The following is a 20,005-nucleotide window of genomic DNA, read 5'->3' on the forward strand; positions in this document are numbered from 1 at the left end:
CACCGGGAGCTACCCGCTCACCCGGTCACGCACCCGCCCGAAGCCACGCACCCACCCGGTCACGCACCCACCCGGAGCCACGCGCTCACCCGGCCGCCGTCGCCCGGGCGAAGTGGTGCGAGAACCGCTCCAGCGGCTCGCCCTCCGCGCTCCACGGCCACGGCGCCGCCACCCCGCCGGTGGCCCGCAGCGCGTTCGCCGCGTCGCCGGGCCGGCCGGCCTTGAGCAGCGCGTAGGCGAGCACGTTGAGATCGGCGAGTGCCTGGGCGTGGTGGAGGAAACCGGGGCTCGTCCAGTAGTGCGCCGCGTGGTCGAGGACGGCCACCGCGTCCGGGCGGCGCCAGAACTCGCCCGCCCCCAGGGCCGTCACACCGCCGGGAGTCATCGCGCGCTGGTGGCTGCGGACGAGGGCGGTCAGTTCCAGGCCGGCCGCCGGGGCGTTGGGCGGCATGGCGGTGCGGACGCTGTCGAGCAGGTCCAGCACCTGGCTGCTGGAGCCGCACTCGTCCGGGGAGAGGTAGCCCAGTGCCTGGAGATGGGCCTCGCGGTTCCAGGGGTCGCGGGCCTTGATCTCCCGCCAGATCGCGGAGAGTTCACCGGCCGGCCGCCGCTCCAGGCGGAGCAGCGCCAGGTAGAGGGTCCACGGGGTGGGGTCGGCGGGCAGCAGCTCGGCGGCCCGCCGGCAGGTCTCCCGGGTGGCGTCCAGGTCGATGTCGGGCCCCTGGCGGCCGGCCTGCAGCAGATCCGACCAGGCGTGCAGCAGCAGGGCGGCCGGGTCGTCCGGGTTGTGGCGCCGCCAGATGCCCGGGAGTCCGCGCCCCGCGGCCGCCGCGAGCACCCGCAGGCGGTGGGCCTTGCGGTCCCAGTCCTCCCCGGCCTCGTCGATGGTGTCCTTCAGCAGGGCCATGACAGCCGTATCGAGCGCCCCGCGGTCCCAGCACGTCTCCACGCGCCGCCGGACCCGTCCCAGCGCGGCATCGTCGAGTTCGGGCACCAAACGGGGACGGTTGCCTTTGCGGCGTCTGAAGACGGGCATTCCGCGGTGGCCTTCCGGTGAGGGGACGGACGGAATTGGGGCATCCTAAAGGCGACGGTGTACCGCGGACATCACCGCCCGTACTCCGAGACACTACGTACGGAGACTACGTCAACGGCCACCGCCCCCGTCCAGATGTTCCAGGCAGCCTTCCCAGGAACCTTCGCTTCCGCGGGATGTCCTCCGCAGGCAGCCGTCCCAGGCACCTCCGCCGGGCCGGCTCAGCCGGTGTGCAGCACGCGGAAGCGAGCGGGGTCCGCCGGGTCCCGGTCGACGACCTGGACCGGCGCCCAGGCCCACTGCCGGACGCCGATGCCCGGTACGCGGGAGAAGCGGATCGGGCCGCGGGTCCCCTCGACCGCGATGTGCGGCCAGGCTCCGGCGATGCGCGCCCGTTCCGCGCCGTGCGCGCGCAGCACCTCGGCGAGCACGGTGACCGTGTCGTAGCCCTCGAAGGCGACGAACGACGGTGCCTGGCCCAGCCGTTCGCGCAGGGCCGCCCCCACGCGCGCGCCGAGGGGGCCCAGGCACTCGGGCAGATAGCGCAGGAACGGGATCGCGGCGCCGTCGCCGCCCAGCAGCTCCGCCCACTCCGCGAACTCCGGCTGCCCGGCCGGGGCGCCCATCATGACCCCGGCGAGGCGCGGATCGCGGCGGACGGCCCGGACGATCGGCACGGCCGGCTCCGGGAGGCCGACCAGGAGCAGGAGGGCCGTCGCGCGGTTCTCGGCCAGCGCGTCGCACACGGCCGCGGGCGTGAGCGCGTCCGGGTCGAGTGCGAGGACGGTGCCGCCGCGCGGCGCGAGGTGGTCCCGCAGAACGCGGGTGCCGGACGCCCAGTAGACGCTCTGCGCGGCCGCCACGGCGATACGGCGGTGGCCTGCGCCGAGGAGGAAGTCCCCGTAGATCCGCCAGCCGTGGGACTGCGCGGGGGCCAGGCGCGCGACCCACTCCGTCGGCTGCTCGGTGAGCGCGTCGAGCACCGCCGACGAGCAGAGGAACGGCAGGCCGAGCGCGTCGGCCCGGGCAGCGGCGGCGCGGGCGACGACGCTGTGGTACTCCCCCACCACGGCGGCCGCGCCCAGGCGGGCCAGGTCGTCCACCGCCGCCGCGGCCTGCCCCGGATCGGCCGCGGTGTCCCGGACCAGCAGCTCAAGCGGTCTGCCGAGGATGCCGCCGGCGTCGTTGGCCTCGCGGACCGCCAGTTCCAGTCCGGCGAGCAGATGCCGGCCGGCCTCGACCCAGCCGGGCCGGGTCAGCGGGACGAGCGCGCCGATCCGGAGGGCGGACCCGTCAGTCCGCTCCCGTTCCGCTCCTGCTGGTGTGGGTGGCGTAGGCATGCGTAGTCGTCTCCCGAGTGGCGATGCGGTTGGCGTGGGCGGGGCCGTGACCAGGGCCGACTCGCTGGATGAACGTCGGCGGCGCCGAGAGTAGCCGAGCCGCGTACGGCCGGCTCCGGCACCCCTCCTGCCTGGTCACGCGTGCCTGAGGACGCCTGCCTGAGCACCCGCACTCCTGAGTACCCGTACTCAGGCGCTCCGCGCACCGGCCCCGTCATGATCTGGCAGGGCAACCCCTGCGAGCTGGAGGAAATCATGTCCGAACACCCACCGCCCGGAAGCGAAGGCCGGGCGCGGCGCTCGGGCTGGGCGATATTCGGCATCGTGCTCGCCGTGGTGCTGGCGCTCTGCGGACTCCTCGCGGTGGGATTCGCCGTCTTCTTGGTTGTGGGGCTGAACAACTGGGCGAGCACGAAATGACGGTGGCGATGCGCGTACGGGCGCTGTTGATGGTGGTCCGACCTCCCGTGCTGGCCCTGCTGGCCATCTACACCGCGCTGGGCGTGACCAGCGGGAGCCCGGCGCACACCGCCGGCGCGCCGCCGCTGCTGACGACCGGTCAGGCGTTGGTGCCGGTCATCGCGTTCCTGATGTTCTCGGTGGCCTGCAATGACGTGGCGGACGAACGGATCGACCGGATCAACCTGCCGGGCGACCGGCGCCGCCCGTTGGTCAGCGGTGGCATCGGGCCCAACGGCATGCGCGTCGTCGCGGTGGTGTGCGCGGTGGTGGCGCTCGCGGGCGGGCTGCTGGTGTCCCCGTGGGCCGCGGCAGTGACCGCGGTCGGGCTGGCGATCAGCGCGGCGTACTCCCTGCGGCCGGTGCGGATCGCCGATCGCGGCGTCCTGGCCTCGCTGACGCTGCCGGCCTGCTATGTGGCGGTGCCGTTCCTGGTGGGCCGGCTGGCCGCGGGGGCGGAGGCGGGTGCCTGGGCCGGTGCCGGCGGCCGGCCGGGGGCGCGGGAGCTGTTGCTGCTGGCCGGGCTCTACGTCGGGTTCATCGGCCGGATCCTGCTCAAGGACTTCCGCGATGTGCGCGGTGACGCGCTGTTCGGCAAGCGGACGTTCCTGGTCCGGCACGGCCGCGTACCGACCTGCCGGCTGAGCGCGGTGTGCTGGACGCTGGGTTCGGCGCTGCTGGTCGCGGGCGCGCCCGGCGGCCCGGCACCCGCCTTCGTCACGACGATCGCCGCTCAACTGGCCGTCGTACTCTGGCTGTTGCGGCGTATCGCGCACGAGACGCACCCGCACCGCGAGGAGTTGCTGATCTGCGCCGCCGCCATCGTCGGGCGCGGGGTGATGACCGTCACGCTGGCCCAGCTCTCCATGGGGCCGCTGCACTGGTCCGCGTGGGGCCAGACCGCCGTACTCGCCGCCCTGGTGGTGCTGACGCTCGGGCAGACCTGGACGATGGTGCGGTACGGCCCCGGCGGCCGCCGCCGCTACGTACCGGCACGCTACCGGCAGGACGAGCGGGAAACGGCGGCGGCCTGAGCCGGCGAGAGCGGGCAAGGCAGGAGAGCGGGAGAGGAGCTAGGGCACGATGCGGGCAGTGGTGATCGACGGCAGGGGCGGCTTCCACCTCGCGCGGCGCGCCGATCCGGTGGCCGGGCCCGGCCAGGTGGCGGTGCGGGTGCACGCGGCGGGGCTCAACGCGGCCGACCTTCAGCAGGCCCGGGGCGACTACCCGGCACCGCCGGGCTGGCCCGCCGACATCCCCGGGCTGGAAATCGCCGGCGAGGTCGAACAGGTCGGGGCCGGGGTCACCGGGGTGCGCGCCGGCGACCGGGTGATGGCCCTCGTGGGCGGTGGTGGGCATGCCGAACGGATCGCGGTCCCCGCCGACCTGCTGCTGCCGGTGCCTGCGGGGTTGTCCTGGCGGGCGGCGGCGGGTTTCCCGGAGGCGTTCAGCACTGCCTGGGACGCGCTGGTCGTCCAGGCAGGGGTCCGCGCGGGAGACCGGGTGCTGGTGACCGGCGCGGCGGGTGGGGTCGGGACGGCCATGGTGCAGGTGGCCGCCCTCTCCGGCGCCCGGGTGGTGGCGAGTGTGCGCAGGGCCGAACTGCACGCCCGGGTACGGGAATTGGCGCCCGCCGGCAGCGTCGTCGAGGTGGTGGCCCCCGGGCAGGAGGGCGGCCAGGCACCGTACGACATCGTGGTGGAGCTGGTCGGCGGGGAGGAGTGTCTGCGGCGGGTCGAACTGCTGCGGACCGGCGGGAAGATCCTCGTGGTGGGGGTGCAGGGCGGGGCGGTGGCGCCGTTGCGGATGTTCGATCTGATGCTTGCGCGCGCTCAGCTGATCGGCACCACCATCCGGGGCCGCTCCCCCGCCGAGAAGGCGGTCCTCGCGGCCACGGTCCGCGCGGGCGTCGTCCCGTTGCTGGCCCAGGGACGGCTGCGGGTGCCGGTCGACGCGGCGTTCCCGCTCGACCGCTACTCCGGCGCGTACGCCCGGCTGGCCGGCCCGGGGAAGTTCGGCAAGGTGGTCATGCTGCCCTGACGGCGCCGCCAGGCCGACAGGCCCGTGGGGCCCGCCCGGTGCGGCTGGCTGTCAGCATTCAGGCGGGCCTCAGTGGATGACTGGGGCTTCGCCCGGGGTCAGGCGGGCGTAGCGCACCGGGCCGGGGAGAGGCGTGCCGCCCACCACCGGCGACCGCGCCGGGTCCGCGCCGAGGGCCACCAGGACCCAGGTGCCGTCCGGGAAGCCGGCGGTGACCGTGACTCCCACGCCAACTACCTTACTACTAACGGCTGTTGGCCCCTCGACGGTGCAGTGGACGTCCGGTGGTGCGGGGTCGGCGCCCCGGCCGGTGAGGGCGATCAGGGCGGCGTGCACGGTCCGTTCGGTGGTCCGCCGGGCGGTGGCGTACGGGACGGCCGAGTGGGGGCCGTAGGCGCTGCCGTCCGCCACGGCCGCGACCGCCACCGCGGTGTGGCCGGCCAGCGAGACGAACGTGCTGGTCAGACCGGAGTCGGTGACCGCTTCCGCCCGGCGCTCGCCGGTCCGGGTGCGCGGCGGCCGGGCGTCCGCGACCTGCCAGCCGCTGTCGTGGACGGACAGGCCGGCGGGCGCCTGGACCAGGTGGACGCGGAGTTCGAAGGCGCCCCAGAACACCGCGGCGGTCTCGATACGGGCCCCGGGCTGCGATCGGCCGGGGCCGTACCAGACCGGCCGGTGCCAGGACGCCGCGTAGCGGTCCAGGACGCGCAGGCGGTGGATGCGGGTGCGGCCCGACAGGCCCAGTTCCGGGTGGAGGAGTCCGATGTGGTTGTCGACGGCGGGGAAGGGCCGCCGGTCAGCGCGGTCGTCAGCGGCGTCGTGGCGGCGGTATGGGTGGTACGGGCCGGTGGCTGTGGAGTAGGCGAGCCGGGCGTAGTGCGGGTCCCCGGGCGTGCGGTCCGGCGGCCAGGCATCCCCCGTTCCGCCTCGACCGGTCCCGAGGCCGGTCCCCCGGTCGGCCCAGCGGCCCGGCCCCCGGGTATCGCCCGCCTGGTTGTCGCTGCCGTGGTTGAGCAGCCGGACGATGCCGTCCGCGCGGGTCGCGGAGAGCAGGAAGCCGGGAACGGGCAGTGCCTGGACGCGGTCGCCGCGTTCGACGGGCAGTGGCTCCTCGCGCGCGGTCCAGCACGGGTGGCCGGCCGGCAGCAGCAGGCCGAGGAAGCCTTTGGCGAGCCAGTACGGGGATCCGGGGCCGGAGTAGCCCTGCACCATGGGCGGGTACGGCCCGTACCAGCCGAGGGTGGCGATGCCGTGCCGGTCGCGGAAGCCGCGGTCGGTGAAGTGCCGTAGCGCGCCGCTGGCCAGGCGCCTGGTCTGGCCGGGGCTCAGCGGGGTGGCGTCCGCCAGGGCGCCCATCCAGGGAGCGGCGACGGCCGCGAAGCGGTAGATCAGCGAGCGTCCCTGGTGCATCGGCGCGCCGTCCGCGCCGAAGAACAGCGCGAAGTCGGCGAGGAAGCGGCGCAGTCGGGCGGTGTACGCGGGCAGGCGGTCCGCCGCGCGGGCACCGGCCATCCGGGCCCAGAGGAGGGGGTACAGGTGCAGCGCCCAGCCGTTGTAGTGGTCGAAGTGGTCAGCGGTGCGCGGGTCGCCGCCGTCGCGGTACCAGCCGTCGCCCGCAGAGAACTCCTCGATCCGCGCCAGGTCGGCGGCCATCTCGGCGCGGTCGTGGGCGGCGCCCGCGCTCGCCAGGAACTCCCCCACGATCACCCGGAACAGGTGCCAGTTGTTATCGGGTATCCGCAGCCCCCAGACACCCTGCAACCAGTCGGCGACCTGCTCCCGTACGACGGCGGGGAGGTGGTCCCACAGCCAGGGCCGGGTGAGGTGGAGGCCGAGGGCGAGCGAGCACGCCTCGACGAGTGTCTGGCGGCAGCCCTGGCCGAGGGCCGGCCAGGCTTCCGGGTGCCTGGGATCGGTCCCGGCGCGCAGACCCGCCGCGTACGCCTCGATCAGCCCGGCCGGCGCCTCCCCACCGCAGCCGGCGGCACGGAACGCCAGTAGCAGGAAGGTGCGGGCGAAGCCTTCGAGGTGGTCGGAGTCGGGGCCGGAGGACGAGGGGCGGCCCGGCAGCATGATCCGCGCGCCGGACGGCGAGGCGAACCGCCGTACATCGGTGAGGAGTTGGTCGGCGAGGGCCAGCCAGTGCGCGCGGCCGTAGCCCGTGAAGGGGGACAGTGCGCGGTCCTCGGGCGGCAGCGGCGGCGCTCCGCCTCCGTACGTCTCCGGCATCGGATTCCTCACCTCGCATCGGCGGGCAACACGGCCCATTCACCGCACGTTCATGACGATTCCGCGTAATTGAGGAATCGTGCAAGGGCCGCGCACGCCCAATGCGGCCAGTGGCGCGGGATGGACAGGAACCGGCCGCGGATTCCGGTAGCAAGGACCCGTCGGCGCTTGTACAACGCAACCCGACCGCCGTACGGAGAAGGCATCGCGGCGGCGGGAAAAGGAGTGGTGGAACAATGGCCATGGCCATCGCCAAGGGAAAGACGGCCGCCCTTGTCCTGGGTCCGGTGACCGTCCTGCTGGCGGCCCTTCCCCTGACGGCGCAGGCGGCGCCTCGTACGGAGACACCGCGTGCGGCGGCACAGCCCGTGAACGCGCCCCGTACGGAGACACCGCGTAAGGAGTCGCTGCCCAGCGAGAGCGAGTGGCTGGCCGATGTCGCGCCGGTCGCCGCGTCCCTCCAGGGCTACCTGGAGCAGCGGCTGGCCGGCGCGCACAGCGGCGAGAAGCCGGCCGTCGTCCTGGACATCGACAACACCTCGCTGGCCACGCACTACGACCGGGGAAAGGCCATCGAGGCCATTCTCAAAGCCACCGATTACGCGCATGCGCACGGTGCCGCGGTCCTGTTCGCCTCGTACCGGAATGCGGACAAGGCGGATGCCACGACCCGGGAACTCACCTCGGCCGGTTACACCGTGGACGGGCTCTGCCTCAAGCCGGAGGGCGACAGCCCGGGCAAGGCGAAGGTCAAACTGGGCTGCCGGAAGAAGTACGAAGCGGAGGGATACACCCTCGTCGCCAATGTCGGAAATCGCAGCACCGACTTCGAGGGCGGACACTACGAAAAGGGCTTCAAACTGCCCGATTACGACGGCCAATTGAGCTGAGCGCGCCCGGAGCCCAGATGACCGCGGCAGACGACGACCGGATCGCGCACCTGGTCCGGCTCGGCCTGTCCGGCACCGAAGCCGGCGCCTATCTGGCCATGCTGGACACCGGGCCCACCACCGTCGCCGCCCTGGCGCGGCGGCTGGGGCGGACGCCGGCGGACACGGAGCTGGTCCTCGCCGGGCTGGTGCGGCTGGGCCTGGCCGCGAGCCACGGCCCCGACCGCTCCGGAGTCGCCCCGATCGAGCCGTCGCTGGGCCTGGGGCAGCTCGCCAACGCCCGTACGGCGGAGCTCCAGCGGGCGCACCTGGCCGCGATGGACGCCTACCGCACCTACCGGCGCCAGGTCCATCCGCAGACCACCGACGATCTGGTGGAGGTGGTCACCGGGCCGCAGATCGTCGAACGCATCCTGCAGATCGAGGACGCCGCCGCCTCCGAGGTGCTGCGCTTCGACTCGCCGCCCTGGCACACCGGCGGCACCGCCAACCCGACCGAGATCCGCAACCTCGAACGCGGGGTCTCGTACCGCGTCGTCTACTCCAAGTCAGCGGTGGGGAACGGCGATTACTACGCCCGCAACATCCGGCCGTGCATCGCGGCGGGCGAGGAGGCCCGGGTGCTCCAGTCGCTGCCCGTGAAGCTCGGGATCTTCGACCAGCGGCTGGCCCTCGTCTCGATGACGTTCGGCGACGCGGAGGTGAACGATTCGCTGCTGCTGGTCCGCCCGTCGAGCCTGCTGCGCGCGCTGACCGGCCTGTTCGAGACCTCCTGGCGGTCCGCGTATCCGCTGCACTTCGGCGCGCGGGTGCCGCCCGCGCTGCGGCCCGTACAGCGCCGGATCCTCGAACTGCTCGGCACCGGCGTCACCGACGAGACCATCGCCGAACTCCTCGGCATCAGCCGCCGGACCCTCTCCCGCCAATTGGAACAGCTCAACCGCGCCGCCGGCGCCACCACCCGCTTCCAACTCGCCCTGTACGCGGCCCGGAAGGGTTGGATCTGAGCGCCGCCGCGATCCGCCCCGGGGGGGGCGGCGGGGGCCGGGAGGGGCCGTAGGGGGCGCTCGAACGGATCCCGTAGGGGACGCGAGGCCCCCCTGCGGGGCCCCAACTCAGCCGCGCCTGTGCGTATTCCCGGGAGGGGCATACGGGAGCGGACGATCGTACGGAAGGGGACGGCCGAACGGGACGACCGTACGGCAGGAAGCGGCCGCACGGGAGGGCCGTACGGCACGAAGCGGCGGCGCGGGAGGGCCGTACGGAAGGGAACGGCCGCACGGCAGGGAACCGCCCCACGGCAGGAAGCAAATGGTCCCGCCCCCCCGTACGGCCGCCCGCCCCCGGCTACCCGTCAGCCTCAGTGACCCGCACCGCGCCCGACGGGCAGAGGAGGCCCGCCTCGCGTGCGGCGGAGCCGTCGCCGCCGGCCGCTGAGGGCCGAAGCACGGTGACCAGGCCGTCGTCGTCCTGGTCGAAGACGGCGGGAGCGGTCAGCGCGCACAAGCCGGCGCCGACGCACACCGTCCGGTCAGCGGTCACCCGCACGGCACCTTCCGGCGCCGTCGCGCCGCCCTCAGCCTCGGTCATCGTCCGTCCCCTCTCTGTCGCAGCCGTGCCATGCCGACCCCTGCCGTGCGCTGCCGTCCGCTGCCGTGCCTGTGCGCATCGGCCGTCCCTATTCCCCTCGCTGTCCCCGTTCGCCGCGCCGTCCCCGCTCCCCGCGCCGTTCCCTCTCCCGTCCCCCTCACCACGTCACCGGCAGTTCGTTCACGCCCTGGATGGTGGTCCCCGGCCGCAGGGTCAACTCCTCGACGGGGACGGCCAGCCGGAGGGTGGGTACCCGGTCGAGGAGGGCGGTGAGGATGACCTCCAGTTCCAGGCGGGCGAGGTTCTGGCCCAGGCACTGGTGGACGCCGAAGCCGAAGGAGAGGTGGTGGCGGGCGGAGCGCCGGATGTCGAGGGTGTCCGGGTCCGCGAACACCGAACCGTCGCGGTTGGCGATGGAGTTGGTGACGATGACGCCCTCGCCGGCCCGGATGAGCCGGCCGTCGATCTCGATGTCGGCGGTGGCGGTGCGGCCGCCGGCGATATCGGCGATGGCGAGGTAGCGGAGCAGTTCCTCGACGGCGCCGGGGACCAGGCCGGGGTCCTCCCGCAGCGCGGCGTACTGGTCGGGGTGGTCGAGCAGGGTGATCACGCTGAGCGAGGTCATCGAGGCGGTGGTCTCGTGGCCCGCGATGAGCAGCAGCATCGCGGTGGCGACCAGCTCCTCGCGGTCGATCTCGCCGTTCGCCAACTGCCCGGCGACCAGGCTGCCGACGAGGCCGGGTCCGGGCTCCGCCTGGAAGGCGGTGATCAGCCCGTCGAGGTAGCGGGCCAGGTCCTCGCGGGCGGTGGCCGCTTCCTGGGCGTCGGTGGACTGGACGAGGCGCCGGCTGGCGTCCTGGAAGAAGTCGTGGTCGGCGTAGGGCACGCCGAGCAGCCGGCAGATGACCATGGACGGTACGGGCAGCGCGAACTGGCTGACCAGGTCGGCCGGCGGGCCGGCGGCGAGCATCGTGTCGAGGAAGCCGTGGACGATCTCCTCGACCTCCGCGCGCATGCCCTTGATCCGCTTGACGGTGAACTCGCTGATCGTCATGCGCCGTTTGGCGCCGTGCTCGGGCGGGTCCATGCCGATGAAGGCCGGGCGGACGTTGCGGACCACCTCGAACCGCGGCGAGGTGGCGGGGAATCCGGGGTGGCTGCGGTCGGAGGACAGCCGGGGGTCGGCGAGCAGCCGGCGGGCGGTCTCGTGCTTGGTGACGACCCATGCCTGGCGGCCGTCGTAGAGGGTGACGCGGTGGAGCGAGCCGGGGGCGTCCCGGAGTTCGGCGTAGCCCTTCGGTAACGCGTAGGGACAGGTGCGGTCGTTCGGGAACGCGGGGGCGTCGGCTATCTGGGGCGGCAGGGCGGTCTCGGTCATCGGTCCCCTCGGGCGTCGTCCTCACCCACCGCTAAGGAACGGTGAGTTCTCTAATCGGCACCATAGGGTGGGCACCATAGAGAACGCAACGACCTCTCTCGGACATCTTCAGGAGTCACGCTGTCACCGAACGCCGACCCCACCGCCGCCCCGGAGCCGACCGCTCCCCCCGCCGGTCCGGGCACCGCCGACCACCGCAAGGGGCCGCGCCGCCGCGGCGCGGAGCTGGAGCGCGCCATCCTGATGGCGACCCTGGAGGAACTGGGCGAGACCGGTTACGCGGCGCTGACGATGGAACGGGTGGCCGCCCGGGCCCGTACCGGCAAGGCCGCCCTCTACCGGCGCTGGGCCAACCGCGCCGAACTGGTCATGGACGCCGTGCGGTTGGCCGGTATGTCCGCTGTGCGGCTGCCGGACACCGGCGCCCTCCGGACGGACGTCCTCGCGCTGATGCGCCAGCTGTCGGCGAAGATGGACAGTCCGCTCGGCGGGATCCTGCGCGGGTTGCTCACCGAGATGACCCGCGACCCGGAATTCGCCGCGCTGATCCGGGAACGGGTGCACACCGTGGGCCCGGCGACCCTGCAGACCATCCTCGAACGGGCCGCCGAACGCGGCGAGATCGACCGCTCGATGCTCACCTCGCGCCGGGCCACGGTCGCCACCGACCTGCTGCGCAACGAATTCCTGCTCTTCGGCGCGCCGGTCGAGGAATCCGTCCTCATCGAGATCGTCGATGATGTGTACCTGCCGCTGATCCTGCGCCCGGCGCCGCCCCGGTCGGGCGGCGGCGCGCCCGCCTGAGCGGCGGCGGGCGCGCCGGGCCGCGGCCCGTCAGGTGATCAGCGCGAGCGCGAAACCGTCGTACCCCTTGGCGCCCACGGTCTGCACGGCCGTGGCGTCCAACCGCGGTTCCCGGCCGAGGAATTCCAGGCCCCGGCGGATGCCCTCGGTCCGCTCGCCGGTGTCGTCCGCATCAACGACGGCCCCGTCGGCCACCACGTTGTCGAGGATGACGAGGGTGCCCGGCCGCCCCAGCTTGAGGGACCACTCCAGATACGCGGCGTTGCTGCCCTTGTCCGCGTCGATGAAGATCAGGTCGAACGGCTCGCCGCCCTCGGCCGCGAGGTCGGGCAGCGTGGTCAGCGCCGCGCCGACGCGCACCTCGACCCGGTCGGCCAGTCCGGCCCGCGCGAGGTTGGCGCGGGCCACCTCGGCGTGCTCCGCCCTGGCCTCCAGGGTGACCAGCCGGCCGTCCGGCGGCAGGGCGCGGGCCAGCCAGATGGTGCTGTAGCCGCCGAGGGTGCCGATCTCCAGGATGCGGCGGGCGCCGCGCAGTCGGGCGAGCAGATGCAGCAGTTTGCCCTGGGCGGGGCTGACCGCGATCGGTGGCAGACCCGCCGCGTCGCTCGCCTGCCGGGCCTGCGCCAGCCCGACGTCCTCCAAGGCGAACAGGTCGGCCAGATAGCCGTCCACCTCGGCCCAGCGCCGCGGACCTTCGTGTGGGGGGTGAGGGGTACTCATACGGGCTCCGTTCCGGTGGGTTGCGCAGCCTGGCCGCGCGAGGGCGATACCAGGCGGCATCGACATACCAGGGACCTCGGGACCCTACCCCTCGGCACCGGCCAACCACCCACCAGGAAAGAGAAGGTTCGACCACCATCGAAGTTTGACAGTGATCATACTTTGCGCTTGGGTGAGGGCCGAAGGCAGAGCGGCAACACCCGGAAGGGGAACGTGAGATGGCCGGAACGGTGCGGTTCCACGCGTACGGCGGTGCGGAGGTCCTGCGGCTGGAGGACGTGCCGGTGGGCGACCCCGGCCCCGGCGAACTGGCGATCCGGGTGGACGCGATCGGCCTCAACCGCGCGGAGGTGCTGTTCCGCGCCGGACGGTACATCGAAGCGGCCCGGCGGTTCCCGGCGCGGCTCGGGACCGAGGCCGCGGGCGTGGTCGAGGCCATCGGCCCGGGGGTGACGGGATTCCGCACCGGCCAGCCGGTCAGCGTGCTGCCCGCCTTCTCGATGAACGACTACGGCGTCTACGCCGAGCGGGCGCTGGTCCCCGCGGCCGCGGTGGTGCCCCGCCCCGAGGAGCTGGACGCGATCGGCGGCGCGGCGGTGTGGATGCCGTATCTGACGGCGTACGGGGCGCTGGTGGAGGTCGGCGGGCTGCGCGCCGGGGACACCGTCGCGCTGACCGCGGCGTCCAGCAGTGTCGGCCTGGCCGCGATCGAGGTCGTCCGCCGGGCCGGGGCGGTGCCGATCGCCACCACCCGCACCGCCGCCAAGAAGGACGCGCTGCTCCGGGCGGGCGCGGCCGAGGTGATCGTCACGGGCGAGGAGGATCTCGTCGGGCGGGTGCTGGAGCACACCGGCGGGCGGGGCGCCGAGTTCGTCTTCGACGCCGTCGCCGGGCCCGGTGTGGTGGACCTGGCGAAGGTGGTCGCCCCGGGCGGCACGCTGTTCCTGTACGGCGCGCTGAGCGGTGAGGTGACCCCGTACCCCGGGTTCGACCTGGGCATGCCGTCGCTGAACATGCGGACGTTCGCCGTCGTGCACGAGACGACCGGGGATCCGGAACGGCTGCGCCGGGGTGTGGCGTACGTGGCGTCGGGGCTGCGGACGGGCGCGTTCCGGCCGGTCGTGGACCGGACGTTCCGGCTGGCGGAGATCGCCGACGCGCACCGGTACATAGAGGCGGGCGCCCAGGTCGGGAAGATCGTGGTGACCGTGGACCACTGAGGCCCGGCGCGCGGGGCCCGGCGCGGTCATCCCCCCGCCGGGCCGCGTCACCCCGACAGGCGGTTTGCCGACTGGTACGGCGCGTGGCCGGAAAACATCGCGGGCGATCCGAGCCAGCGGCTCACGTCTCCCGACGAGAGGTCCGACGATGCCATGCCTGTCACGGCGACCACGACAGCCACGCCCCTCACGACTCCCACGGCTACCGCGTCTGCCACGGCTACCGCGCCTGTCGCGTAGACCGCGCCTGCCGTTGCACGCGGCGCCCGCGCTGGCCGCCGCGGCCGCGCTGCTGTCCAGTGCCGCGATCCCAGCTCCCCCGGCGCACGCCACCGACGGCTCCCGGCCCGCCGTCACCCAGGCGCCGGCCCGCGACCGGGCACACACGGATGTGCTCTTCATCGGGGCGCATCCGGACGACGAGTTCCAGTCACTGGCGACCTTCGGGCAGTGGCGGCAGCGCCGGGGGCTGAGCACCGCGGTGGCCACCATCACCCGCGGTGAGGGCGGCGGCAACGCCGCAGGCCCGCAGGAAGGCGCCGCACTCGGCCTGATCCGCGAGCGCGAGGAGCGCAAGGCCGTGGGTCTCGCCGGAATCCGCAACGTCTACTACCTGGACAAGCCGGACTTCTGGTACACCCTCTCGGCCCCCTTGACCGCACACGTCTGGAACCGGCCGCCGCAGCCGCCCACCGACACCCTGGAGCGCATCGTCCGGCTGATCCGGGCGACCACTCCCAGGACGGTGGTCACGATGGAGCCGCGCCCCTTCAACCAGCACGGCGCGCACCAGGAGTCCGCGCGCCTGGCGATCGAGGCGTTCCGGCTGGCGGCGGCCCCCCACGCCTTCCCCGGGCAGCTCCAGCGGGAGAAGTACCGGCCCTGGCAGGCGTCCGAACTGCTCACCCAGAGCTGGGGGTTCAAGGGCCCGGCCGGTCCGGGGTGCGCCCGGGCGAAGGAGACCGATCCGCGTACCGGACTGCCGGTCAGGGGGTTCTGGACCGGCGTGCGGTCCGCCACCGGGAAGACCTGGGCGCAGGTCGAGCGGGACGCCGCGCGCACCTACGTCACCCAGGGCTTCGGGTCGCTGCCGCCGAAGGTCTCCACCCCGCGCCGGGAGCTGCCGTGCGAGTGGTTCACGGTCCTGGCCCGCGGCGGGAAGCCGGTCCCGGCGCCGGTGCGGGACCAGTCCCAACTGCGCCCGCTCTACGCCGAGTTCCGTGACGGGGCGCGGCGGACGGGCCTGCCGTGGCTGGCGAACGGCGCCCAGCCCGCCTACCCGCCCAACCCCGCCGCCGAAGCCCCCGCGGTGCGGCGGGCACCGGTCGTGGACGGCCGGGCCGGCCCCGGTGAGTACCCCGGCCCGGCGCTGACGCTGCGGCACTGGGAGGGGAAGGAGTGCGCCCCGGCGGACTGCTCGGCGACCGCCAGGATCTCCCGGCACGGGTCGGCGCTGTACGTCCTGGTCGAGGTCCGGGACGACGTCCTGGGCGCGGCGCTGGACGCCGGGAACGACTGCAAACGCCACTGGCGCACCGATGCCGTGGAGATCGACCTCGACCCGCGCGGTGCCTCCACCGACACCTCGACGACCTTCAAGGCCGGCATCCTGCCGTTCACGGCGCGCGGCGGCGGGCCGTGCGCCGCGCGGGACGGGGACAACCGCCAGGGCCCGGCGGCGGCCACCGCGCCGGGGATGCGGGTCGCTTCCGTCGTGACCAGGCCGTACACCGGCTACACGGTCGAGGCGAAGATCCCGTTCGCCGGCCTCCCGGCCGCCGCCGACCCGCGCCGGCTCACCGCCAACATCCTGGTCTACGACTCCGACACCCAGGACAAGACCGGGAAGAGCCGGCTGGCCTGGTCGCCGTTCGGCAGCGCCCAGGCGGACCCGTATGTCTGGGGCGCGGTGCGGCTGCCCGGGTACCGGCCGGTCGCGCGTCCGGTGAGCCCGGCCCGGATCCCGCTGGAGGCCGCGCGCAGCCAGGACTCCCCGGCGGCCCGGGCCCAGGCCCGCCGGACCGGCGTCCCGCTGGCCGTGGGGCCGCGCCACGGGCGCGCCGGCTGAGGGAGCGCGGGGCGCCGCACCGATCCGGGTGCGGCGCCCCGCCTGGTGCCGGTGCGGCGCGGCGGCCGCTACCGGTCAGACATCGTTGAGGCTGGTGTGGTTCCACCAGCCCTGGCGGCCGACGATGAAGTCCACCGCGGCACCGTTCACGGTGAGCTTGCCCTGGTACTGCTGGCCCTTCTTCAGCGGGCTCTCGGTCACCTTGTTGTGCGGGTCCTTGATGGACTCGATGACCAGCGTCGGGACCTTCTTGAGGGTGGCCGCGTCGATGGTCTGCTTGGTGGTGACGGTGACGGCCTCGTCCCAGTTGGGGTGCTTGGCGAGCTGGTGGGCGAGGTGGATCTCGTCGCCCTCGCCGAAGAGGAGGTAGGTGAGGTACTCCGGGTAGTCCAGGCCGCCGAGCTTGCGGAAGGAGAGGACGTCGGCCGGCGTGCACTCCACCTCGGTCTCGGTGTCGGTCATCTGCTGGAAGTCGCGGCTGCCGTCGCTCTTGACGACCACCCGCTCCAGGTGGACCTTGAACTTCTTGCCCTGCTGGAGCTCCGGCAGTTCGAAGTGGTGCGGGCAGCGCAGCGCGTAGTACACCTGCTTGTCCTCGTGCTGGGCGCGGTCCTCGAGGTACTTCTTCTGGAGCGCGCCGCCGTCCTTGATGTCGAGGGTGAGGACGGCCTGGTAGTTGTGGCCGGAGGTCTCCTTGTAGAGCGCCAGGTGGTAGAAGAACAGCTTCTTCTTCCCCAGGATCAGGAACCGGTGGATGTGCTCGTGTCCGGAGTGTCCGGAGTGCTCGGTGGATTCGGCTGTGCTCATGGGGTGTTTCCGCCTTTCACGGTAGGGGTGTCGGGGTGGGAGCGCGGTGCCGCCTGGCCCAGAAGGGGCGGTCGGCCCATCGGGTCTCCTGGGCGTGGACGGCGCGGTGGCCGTCGAGGTAGGCGGCGCGCGCGGTGGCGACCTTGTCCGCGTAGCCGGCCGGCGCCGTGCGGTCGCCGGAGAGGTGGGCGTCGACCGCCTCGCCCGCGCTGAGCCCGGTGTAGAGGGCGGTGAGGATGCCCTGGGAGCTGAGCGGGTCGAAGGCGGCGGCCGCGTCGCCGGCGGCGATCCAGCCGTCCCCGTGCACCCGGTCCAGGTGGGCGGTGTGCGCGGGGGCGCGGCGTGGGGGCCGGAGGGTGGTCAGCCCGTGCGGGCGGGCCCGGCGGGAGATGTGCCGGGTGGCCAGCAGCCGGGCGCGGAACCCCTCGGTGCCGCGGTCGGCGGCGAGGGGCAGGTCGGGGTCGGTGAAGTAGGCGACCAGGCGGTGCCCGGAGGGCAGCGGCGCGGTGTACCACCAGCCGTCCCGGTCGGATTCGACCAGCGAGCGGCTGTCGGCGGTGCCGTGCGGCGCCGGGTCGAGGAGGACGTGGCGGGCGGTCAGCCGGTCGGCGGTGGTGCGGCGGGCGCCGGCCCGGACCGCGAGGGCCGCGCCCCGGCCGGTGGCGTCCACCACCCAGCGGCAGCGGACCGTCCGCCCGGCCCCGCCGGCGCGCGGCCGCAGCGCCAGCCGCCAGGTGCCGTCCGGTTGCCGGCGCGGCTCGCGGACGGCGGTGTGCTCGGCGACCTCGGCACCGGCCGCGCGGGCGGCGGCGCGCAGCCCGCGGTCGAAGAGCGGGCGGTCCAGGTGCCAGCCGTGGCCGTAGGGGTCGCGGAGGAAGTCCACCGCGTGGAGTTCGGACGAGCCCCAGGCCGAGAGGTTGCCGTGGCAGGGCAGATGGCCGCCGCCGAGGACGGCGCGGTCCGCGCCGAGGTCGGCCAGCAGCAGCCGGGCCACCGAGACCAGTGCCTCGCCGACCTTGGGCGGTCCGGTGCCGGCGTCGGCGAGCAGTACGCGGCGGCCCGCCCGCGCCAGGGCGAGTGCGGCGGCGCAGCCGGCCGGTCCGCCGCCCGCCACCACGGCGTCGTAGGCGGGCCGGGCGGTCACTGGGCGTCGTGGAACGGGTCGAGCTTCTCCAGGTAGCCGGCCGCGATGGCCGTCTCGTCGTAGCCGGTCAGCTCCTTGACCTCTTCGATCGCGTGCTGGACGAGGGCGGCTTCGACGCTCTCGGCGGGCAGGTCGCCGCGCCAGAGGCCGGCCGCCGCGGCCAGCTGGGGCGCGCCCGCCTCGGGCACGTGGACGTTGACGAGGTTGGCGTGGTCGGGCGCCGGCGGGTAGCCGGGTTCGGACTCGACCTGGATGTACTTGGGGAACTTGTTGTCGCCGACGGTGTATTCGTGGATCTCGACGATGCCGAACTTGTACCAGTCGTCGATCATCTGGCGGCGCTGGGTGTTGAAGTCGCTGCCCTTCAGGCCGCGCAGCCAGACCGCGCGGTTCTCGAACGCCTTCCGGCGGGCGGTGTCGTCACCGCCGCTCGGTTTGGTGTTGACGGTGGTGAAGTCGGCTTTCTTCAGGACGTGGTTGGGCATCTGGGCGGGCCAGAAGGTGGGCAGGAAGGGGCTGTAGCGGGGGCCGAATCCGGAGCGGGACTGGTAGCCGAAGCGGCAGCTGGCGGTGTCGCACTGCCAGGGCGCGGCCATCCACCGGGTGAGGTCGCCGGGCCCCTGGGCGTACAGCGGGCCGTCCTTGCGCTGGAGGACCGCGCTGGTGAGCGTGTCGCCGTAGTCGGGTTCGGGGGTGTTCGGCGAGCGGTGCAGGATGCGGAACGGCTCGCTGAACATGGTCTTGTGGCGGATCGGCCAGGTGACCTCGCTGCCGGGGTGGAAGGCGTCGGCGGCGCAGTTGTCCAGGGCGGCGCGGTCCAGCAGGCGGGGCTGGTCGGCGACGGGCGCCTTGTCGACGTCGGGCTGGCCGGTGCGGGGCGGGCCGGGGGTGAAGTCGCCCTTGGCCCAGCGCTCCAGGATGCGGTCCTGGGTGGGGGTGAGGGTCAGGTGCTCGCGGACGGAGGTGATGACCTTGTCGCCGGTCATGCCGTCGCCGTAGATCCACGGCCAGGGGATGGGCGAGATCCCGTCGCGGTCGTAGTCGCGCATCTGCTGGTAGATCTGGCGGCGCAGATCGCGGTTGGTCTCGCTGGGGTCGTTGAGCCGCGCGCGCAGGTCGTCGCCGAGGAAGTGGTACGGGCCCTGCCAGCCGAACTGGGTGGCGAAGCCGTGGTTGACCCACTGGAGTTCGGTGAAGCGGGCGAGCAGCGGTTCGACGTGCTCGGGGTAGGAGATCTGCGCGTCGGCCTCGAGGGTCTTCTCGGTGACGAAGACGTCGTAGAGCAGGTCGTAGAGGGTGCGGACGGTCTTGACGCCGGGCGCGTAGTGCGGGGGTCCGACGACGGCCCACGCGGGCGAGGCGGCCTTGGTCTCGCCGTCGATGACGACGTCGGCGGTGACGGGGCCGTCGGAGACGTTGTCGTACCAGGTGTCGTTGTTGGCGACGCCGCTGATCGGGTTGTGCTGCTCGTCCCAGGAGGCGGAGGCGCCGTCGCCGCCGGTGAGGACCAGCCGGCCGGTTTGCTCGGTGCGGGCCGAGCCGAGGGTGACCGCCCGGTCCATGATCTTGCCGGCGAAGTCGGCGGTCTGCTGCTGGGACGCCTTGAGGCTGTGGCGGCCGGAGTCGATGACGAGCTTCTTGCGGTCGGCGCCCGTGACGGCGGCGTTCCGGCGGCCCCGCTGGGCGGGCGAGAGCTTGTCGGCCTCGGGGATGTCGAGCGGGATGTGGAAGCGGTACCACGCGGCTTTCTTGTTGGCCAGGTGCACCGACCAGGTGATCTCGGTGACGCCGGCCTCGCCGAGCTTCAGTTCCCGGACGACCTCGCCGGCCTGGTTGTAGCCGTAGATCCGGAAGCGGGCGGCCTGCCGGATGATTTTTCCGGTGGAGTCCTTGTACGAGCCGGGGGGCAGCGGGGGCTGGTCGGGCGACTCCGGCCCGATGAAGGCCGGTTGGTCGCTGTTGCCGACCCGGGCTATGCCGATGGCCGGGTGGATCTTCACCTGGACGATCTTCTGATCCATTGCGGAACCTCATGTCGGAGTGATCGCTGAAATTCCCCCTGTTCCGTAATGGTTGTTATCTCCGAATCGCCCTGCTATGGCCGTGCGCCCCAATGGCCGCACCCGTTCACTCCCCGGGGCCGCAACCCGCCGCGACCAGCGGTTTTCCACCGCAAGCGACCGGCGGGCCGGTTTCTCCGCCGGCCGTACGCGGAGGACGGTGGCGCTGCCCTCGGCGTGTGCGGCCCGGGCCACCGCCGGCCGTTCTCAACTGATCGGG

Annotated in this window: 17 protein-coding genes; 8 read left to right on the plus strand and 9 right to left on the minus strand. The window is 73.6% G+C overall.

Features of this window, described 5'->3' with window-relative positions:
• Nucleotides 1–85 precede the first annotated feature (85 nt).
• Together ADL22_RS11150 and ADL22_RS11155 are read right to left on the minus strand one after the other, a co-directional pair.
• Entirely contained in the window at nucleotides 86–994 is a 909-nt protein-coding gene (locus ADL22_RS11150; protein WP_234430648.1) for a hypothetical protein, read from the minus strand.
• 263 nt (nucleotides 995–1,257) lie between these two features.
• On the minus strand, nucleotides 1,258–2,376 hold the full coding sequence (locus ADL22_RS11155) for an ABC transporter substrate-binding protein (RefSeq protein WP_066976433.1): 1,119 nt from the start codon (nucleotides 2,374–2,376) through the stop codon (nucleotides 1,258–1,260).
• Nucleotides 2,377–2,592: 216 nt separating this feature from the next.
• Between ADL22_RS11155 and ADL22_RS11160 the strand changes: the two genes are divergently transcribed.
• The 3 genes from ADL22_RS11160 to ADL22_RS11170 are packed head-to-tail and all read left to right on the plus strand — an operon-like array spanning nucleotide 2,593 to nucleotide 4,875.
• Entirely contained in the window at nucleotides 2,593–2,796 is a 204-nt protein-coding gene (locus tag ADL22_RS11160; protein ID WP_066976436.1) for a hypothetical protein, read from the plus strand.
• Nucleotides 2,793–3,869, plus strand: a complete 1,077-nt coding sequence (locus tag ADL22_RS11165; protein WP_079064025.1) for a UbiA family prenyltransferase — start codon at nucleotides 2,793–2,795, stop codon at nucleotides 3,867–3,869. The genes ADL22_RS11160 and ADL22_RS11165 overlap by 4 nt, the downstream gene beginning before the upstream one ends.
• A 49-nt stretch (nucleotides 3,870–3,918) precedes the next feature.
• A complete protein-coding gene (locus tag ADL22_RS11170) occupies nucleotides 3,919–4,875 on the plus strand; it encodes an alcohol dehydrogenase catalytic domain-containing protein (protein ID WP_066976442.1) in 957 nt (318 codons plus the stop codon).
• Nucleotides 4,876–4,944: 69 nt separating this feature from the next.
• Here ADL22_RS11170 and ADL22_RS11175 read toward each other — a convergent pair whose 3' ends face one another.
• Nucleotides 4,945–7,104, minus strand: coding sequence for a DUF2264 domain-containing protein (locus ADL22_RS11175; RefSeq protein WP_066976445.1), 2,160 nt, complete (start codon nucleotides 7,102–7,104; stop codon nucleotides 4,945–4,947).
• A 236-nt stretch (nucleotides 7,105–7,340) separates the two neighbouring features.
• Here ADL22_RS11175 and ADL22_RS11180 point away from each other — a divergent pair, with 236 nt between their 5' ends.
• Nucleotides 7,341–7,994, plus strand: coding sequence for an HAD family acid phosphatase (locus ADL22_RS11180; protein ID WP_234430640.1), 654 nt, complete (start codon nucleotides 7,341–7,343; stop codon nucleotides 7,992–7,994).
• 17 nt (nucleotides 7,995–8,011) lie between these two features.
• Entirely contained in the window at nucleotides 8,012–9,001 is a 990-nt protein-coding gene (locus ADL22_RS11185; RefSeq protein WP_066976448.1) for a helix-turn-helix domain-containing protein, read from the plus strand.
• Nucleotides 9,002–9,341: 340 nt separating this feature from the next.
• On the opposite strand, the gene ADL22_RS11190 is transcribed toward ADL22_RS11185, so the two are convergent.
• Both ADL22_RS11190 and ADL22_RS11195 read right to left on the minus strand, forming a co-directional pair.
• Complete coding sequence (locus ADL22_RS11190) at nucleotides 9,342–9,542, minus strand: ferredoxin (RefSeq protein ID WP_066976732.1); 201 nt, start codon at nucleotides 9,540–9,542, stop codon at nucleotides 9,342–9,344.
• Nucleotides 9,543–9,741: 199 nt separating this feature from the next.
• Nucleotides 9,742–10,962 (minus strand): cytochrome P450, encoded by a 1,221-nt coding sequence (locus ADL22_RS11195; RefSeq protein ID WP_066976452.1) that lies wholly within the window; start codon nucleotides 10,960–10,962, stop codon nucleotides 9,742–9,744.
• A gap of 243 nt (nucleotides 10,963–11,205) precedes the next feature.
• Here ADL22_RS11195 and ADL22_RS11200 point away from each other — a divergent pair, with 243 nt between their 5' ends.
• Complete coding sequence (locus ADL22_RS11200; RefSeq protein ID WP_079064026.1) at nucleotides 11,206–11,766, plus strand: TetR/AcrR family transcriptional regulator; 561 nt, start codon at nucleotides 11,206–11,208, stop codon at nucleotides 11,764–11,766.
• Nucleotides 11,767–11,796: 30 nt separating this feature from the next.
• Here the strand turns inward: ADL22_RS11200 and ADL22_RS11205 are convergent, their stop codons facing one another.
• Entirely contained in the window at nucleotides 11,797–12,486 is a 690-nt protein-coding gene (locus tag ADL22_RS11205) for an O-methyltransferase (RefSeq protein WP_066976454.1), read from the minus strand.
• A gap of 218 nt (nucleotides 12,487–12,704) precedes the next feature.
• On the opposite strand from ADL22_RS11205, the gene ADL22_RS11210 reads away from it, so the two are divergent.
• Nucleotides 12,705–13,706, plus strand: coding sequence for a zinc-dependent alcohol dehydrogenase family protein (locus tag ADL22_RS11210; RefSeq protein WP_066976456.1), 1,002 nt, complete (start codon nucleotides 12,705–12,707; stop codon nucleotides 13,704–13,706).
• A gap of 253 nt (nucleotides 13,707–13,959) precedes the next feature.
• Nucleotides 13,960–15,774, plus strand: a complete 1,815-nt coding sequence (locus ADL22_RS11215; protein ID WP_234430641.1) for a sugar-binding protein — start codon at nucleotides 13,960–13,962, stop codon at nucleotides 15,772–15,774.
• A gap of 75 nt (nucleotides 15,775–15,849) precedes the next feature.
• Here the strand turns inward: ADL22_RS11215 and ADL22_RS11220 are convergent, their stop codons facing one another.
• Genes ADL22_RS11220 through ADL22_RS11230 form a run of 3 tightly spaced genes read right to left on the minus strand, consistent with a single transcriptional unit; the run spans nucleotide 15,850 to nucleotide 19,746 of the window.
• Nucleotides 15,850–16,581 (minus strand): hypothetical protein, encoded by a 732-nt coding sequence (locus tag ADL22_RS11220; RefSeq protein ID WP_066976458.1) that lies wholly within the window; start codon nucleotides 16,579–16,581, stop codon nucleotides 15,850–15,852.
• A 16-nt stretch (nucleotides 16,582–16,597) separates the two neighbouring features.
• A complete protein-coding gene (locus tag ADL22_RS11225) occupies nucleotides 16,598–17,725 on the minus strand; it encodes an NAD(P)/FAD-dependent oxidoreductase (protein ID WP_066976460.1) in 1,128 nt (375 codons plus the stop codon).
• Nucleotides 17,722–19,746, minus strand: a complete 2,025-nt coding sequence (locus tag ADL22_RS11230) for a LodA/GoxA family CTQ-dependent oxidase (RefSeq protein ID WP_066976462.1) — start codon at nucleotides 19,744–19,746, stop codon at nucleotides 17,722–17,724. The genes ADL22_RS11225 and ADL22_RS11230 overlap by 4 nt, the downstream gene beginning before the upstream one ends.
• Nucleotides 19,747–20,005 lie beyond the last annotated feature (259 nt).

This window comes from Streptomyces sp. NRRL F-4489, from assembly GCF_001509485.1.
Taxonomy (GTDB): Bacteria; Actinomycetota; Actinomycetes; order Streptomycetales; family Streptomycetaceae; genus Streptomyces.

Excerpts from the sequence above, each read along its gene's own strand:
- ADL22_RS11155 (WP_066976433.1), bottom strand. The coding sequence starts at position 2,376 with ATGCCTACGCCACCCACACCAGCAGGAGCGGAACGGGAGCGGACTGAC.
- ADL22_RS11160 (WP_066976436.1), top strand. The coding sequence starts at position 2,593 with ATGATCTGGCAGGGCAACCCCTGCGAGCTGGAGGAAATCATGTCCGAA.
- ADL22_RS11165 (WP_079064025.1), top strand. The coding sequence starts at position 2,793 with ATGACGGTGGCGATGCGCGTACGGGCGCTGTTGATGGTGGTCCGACCT.
- ADL22_RS11170 (WP_066976442.1), top strand. The coding sequence starts at position 3,919 with ATGCGGGCAGTGGTGATCGACGGCAGGGGCGGCTTCCACCTCGCGCGG.
- ADL22_RS11175 (WP_066976445.1), bottom strand. The coding sequence starts at position 7,104 with ATGCCGGAGACGTACGGAGGCGGAGCGCCGCCGCTGCCGCCCGAGGAC.
- ADL22_RS11180 (WP_234430640.1), top strand. The coding sequence starts at position 7,341 with ATGGCCATGGCCATCGCCAAGGGAAAGACGGCCGCCCTTGTCCTGGGT.
- ADL22_RS11185 (WP_066976448.1), top strand. The coding sequence starts at position 8,012 with ATGACCGCGGCAGACGACGACCGGATCGCGCACCTGGTCCGGCTCGGC.
- ADL22_RS11195 (WP_066976452.1), bottom strand. The coding sequence starts at position 10,962 with ATGACCGAGACCGCCCTGCCGCCCCAGATAGCCGACGCCCCCGCGTTC.
- ADL22_RS11200 (WP_079064026.1), top strand. The coding sequence starts at position 11,206 with ATGGCGACCCTGGAGGAACTGGGCGAGACCGGTTACGCGGCGCTGACG.
- ADL22_RS11205 (WP_066976454.1), bottom strand. The coding sequence starts at position 12,486 with ATGAGTACCCCTCACCCCCCACACGAAGGTCCGCGGCGCTGGGCCGAG.
- ADL22_RS11210 (WP_066976456.1), top strand. The coding sequence starts at position 12,705 with ATGGCCGGAACGGTGCGGTTCCACGCGTACGGCGGTGCGGAGGTCCTG.
- ADL22_RS11220 (WP_066976458.1), bottom strand. The coding sequence starts at position 16,581 with ATGAGCACAGCCGAATCCACCGAGCACTCCGGACACTCCGGACACGAG.
- ADL22_RS11230 (WP_066976462.1), bottom strand. The coding sequence starts at position 19,746 with ATGGATCAGAAGATCGTCCAGGTGAAGATCCACCCGGCCATCGGCATA.